The sequence below is a fragment of the Streptococcus danieliae genome, assembly GCF_009767945.1.
GTDB classification, from domain to species: Bacteria; Bacillota; Bacilli; order Lactobacillales; family Streptococcaceae; genus Streptococcus; species Streptococcus danieliae.
Map to the genome: position 1 here is coordinate 1 of NZ_WSRS01000125.1, position 3,197 is coordinate 3,197.

The 3,197-nt window shown below is 35.0% G+C and carries 3 protein-coding genes; 1 reads left to right on the plus strand and 2 read right to left on the minus strand.

Annotated features, from left to right (window positions below; all coding sequences use genetic code 11):
- Nucleotides 1-638: 638 nt before the first annotated feature.
- Entirely contained in the window at nt 639-776 is a 138-nt protein-coding gene (locus E5983_RS08825; protein WP_160333466.1) for a SapB/AmfS family lantipeptide, read from the minus strand.
- 291 nt (nt 777-1,067) lie between these two features.
- On the opposite strand from E5983_RS08825, the gene E5983_RS09915 reads away from it, so the two are divergent.
- Nucleotides 1,068-2,065 (plus strand): IS3 family transposase gene (locus tag E5983_RS09915; protein ID WP_462365879.1). Its coding sequence is split into 2 segments (ribosomal slippage): nt 1,068-1,329 and nt 1,329-2,065, totalling 999 coding nucleotides; the frame shifts between segments, so codons are not numbered across the junction.
- Nucleotides 2,066-2,212: 147 nt separating this feature from the next.
- Here the strand turns inward: E5983_RS09915 and E5983_RS08840 are convergent.
- Nucleotides 2,213-3,073 (minus strand): Rgg/GadR/MutR family transcriptional regulator, encoded by an 861-nt coding sequence (locus tag E5983_RS08840; protein WP_160333468.1) that lies wholly within the window; start codon nt 3,071-3,073, stop codon nt 2,213-2,215.
- Between the last annotated feature and the right edge of the window lie 124 nt (nt 3,074-3,197).

Below are 3,197 nucleotides of genomic sequence, written 5' to 3' on the forward strand. Positions count from 1 at the left end.
TTTTTTTTCACTTATCAGTTTACTAGGAATTGCTTTTTTTTGCACTCTGAATTACAAAAAAAGTTGCATGGAGAGCAAGCTTTCCACACAACTTATTATAGAACCTGTCCTTTTTAGGGTCATAAGGCATTGAATCCATTTTTATCCTTAGAACAGATTGAACGACAAGAAAAATCATCAGAAATTGCCATTGTTTATTGGCAATTTCTGATGATTTTTTAGCTATTTACACGGAGTTGTTTGAGGTATGAATAATTTGGGTTAATGATATAGGCTAGGGAATCAATTCCCTGTCTCATATCTGTTTTTCCAGCTAGCAAATAGACCTGACCGAGGTCACAAAGATTTATCGTCCTAAACAAATTCGCATCCACTAAACCAATCTCCTCTACTCCTGTTTTCTGAGACTAGTATAGCTAGATTTCTACTTTATCGGAAGATACCTTGTTATTGGCCGCTTACAAAATACACCCCAAAAGTTAGATTTTGTGTCTCTAACTTTTGGGGTATATATCATAATTGGGTGGTTTAACTATATAGGGGACCTCTAAAAACCCCAGTTTTTCTTCAAATTTAATCACTCAAACCTTGATAAATCAACATTTAGATTTTCAGAAATTTAGTTTTTAGAGGTGCCCTTAACAACGTTCCCAACTAAGAGCACTCCAGTTACCACAGCGGTGATTACTAAATATACTAAAACGCATTCCATCAACTTCATCAGTTTCTTCAACTTGGATAGGCAACATTTGAAGTTTTAATACTTCTTCAGACATAGGTAACTCCTCCTTATTTAAACTTTTGGAATAAGTACCTTTCCAATTTTTATTATACTCCTTTTTCACCAAAATGCAAGCGCTTTATTTTTATTTTGAGAGAAATTTATTTCAGTCCATTCTTACGGTAAATTATATGCCTCCAATAAATAATAGAGTGTTTTTAAAATTAGCCGACCTTGATTCTTTTGTTTTTTATAACAATTTCCATGTACTGAATCGGCTACACTAATCTGGACAGAATTTATAAGGAGTGAGATAATTATTTTATTACACAGGAGAGTATAAATGATGTCAAAGAGACCACGTCGCACTTTTTCAAAAGAATTCAAGTCCCAAATTGTTGCCTTGATTGAAAACGGTAAGCCACGTACCGAAGTTTTCACAGAGTATGACCTTAACCCCAGTACAGTTGATCGCTGGTTGAAACAAAGCCGTACTACAGGTAGCTTTAAGCATGTAGATAATTTATCGCCCGAGCAACGGGAAATTCGTAAGCTTAAGAAACAATTGCGTGAGAAAGAAATGGAGATTGATATTTTAAAGTCCGCAGCGCTGATATTGGGACAAAAAAGAAACTAATCGCCAAGTTATCTTCAAAATACCCAATTAAAGCGCTATGTAAAGCTATAGGTGTTTCTAGAAGTAGCTTTTACTACAAACCAAAGCCTAAACATTCCAGTAAAGACCTTGAAGAAAAAGTTAAATCAAGTTTCGAGAGTAGCCGTAAAACCTATGGGACTAGACGCATTAAGTCCGATCTTGAGGATCAAGGAATTACTGTTTCTCGTCGTAAAATTGGTCAAATTATGCAGAAATACAAATTGATTTCCAAATATACTCTTACTGCTTTTAAGCCTAGCAAGAGTACTTCAAATAAAGATGATTTACCAAATATTGTAAACCAAGAATTTAGTGCAGATAGACCGATGCAAAAACTCACTACACATTTAACTTATATCAGAGTAAGTGGAAAATGGTGTTATGCGTGTCTTATTCTTGACTTGTATAATCGTGAAATTGTTGGTTGGTCAGTCAGCTCTAACAAGAATGCAGATTTGGTACTTGAAGCGATGAAAAGTATTCCATATGATCTTGATAAAGTTGAAGTTTTCCATACTGACAGAGGGGCTGAATTTGTTAATGCGTACAAATTTAAGTCCTTAGAACAACTTGCCCTACTAACACACGATTATATTCATTGGTGGAATCACAAGCGTAAACATTCTACACTGAACAATTTGTCACCATTAACATTCAAAGCTCGAAGCAAACTAGCTCCGGCTTGAGGTTGAGCTGAGTAGTGATAGGCTGATTTCCAAAGGCTGCTTATGGCAGCTTTGTCAGCCGTCAAAATCACTACTCAGGAGACTCAAGGTCAAGCCGGAGCGAACGATGAAAACTCCTTATAAAAAGTGTCCGATTTAGGGTTGACATTACAACTTATCTGTAAGTCCCTGAATTGTCTCAGAGATAGCTTCTGACAAATAATAACAATCCAAAAATTCCGCAAATCGCTGACACTCTTTCATCGTATCTAAAGCAGCCTTATCTCCTTGCAAGTAGGCTAAATGAGCTCGACAAAATTTTAGTTGCAGACGTTCAAAAACATCATTTTCTAAAATGTTTAAAGATTGGACCAACCGAATCAACTTACTCGCCCGTCGCTCTTCGCCAATGTCTAATAAATAACCTAGAATATTTAGAAGTATTCGATATACTTTTTTACGGTTTACTTCTATTCCCATATAAAACTGAGTTCGCGCTACTATCTCCTGTATAAAAACTTCTAAAGTTTGAACACTTAACACTTTATAACAAGCACCTAAAATCCATAACTCATAAAAACACCATTCATCTATTGAGAATAAATAATCTGTAATCACCTCTATCTCTATAGCAGGAACTTGATAACCTTTATCACACTTACCCCAAAATACATGTAATACTGCAGCTAAAACTCTAGTCGATTTCTTACCTGTTCTATCATATTCCTTCATTGATGTCGATAATTCTTGTTTTATAAAATAAGTATTTCGATTGTTCATTTCAGTATATAAACGAATAGAAGTACGAATATCTTCTTGCTGATAATAAATATTATAAAACGTAGAAAATTCTCCTTGCAAAATATCCATGTTCTTTAAACAGGCAAAGAAAAGATCTACAGATAGACGGCTCTTTCCATTTTCAAAACGAGACAATTGAGCTGTTGATACATAATCCCCGGCGACCTCAGCCAAAGACAAGTTCTTGGACTCCCGCAATATTTTAAAAACTTTTCCATAAGTTTCCATCGCTTCCTCCTCCTTACTCATATGCAATATCCCTAAGTTTTATTTATACCCAAATTATTCATACCTCAAACAACTCCGTGTAAATAGCTAAAAAATCATCAGAAATTGCTAAAAAACAATGGCA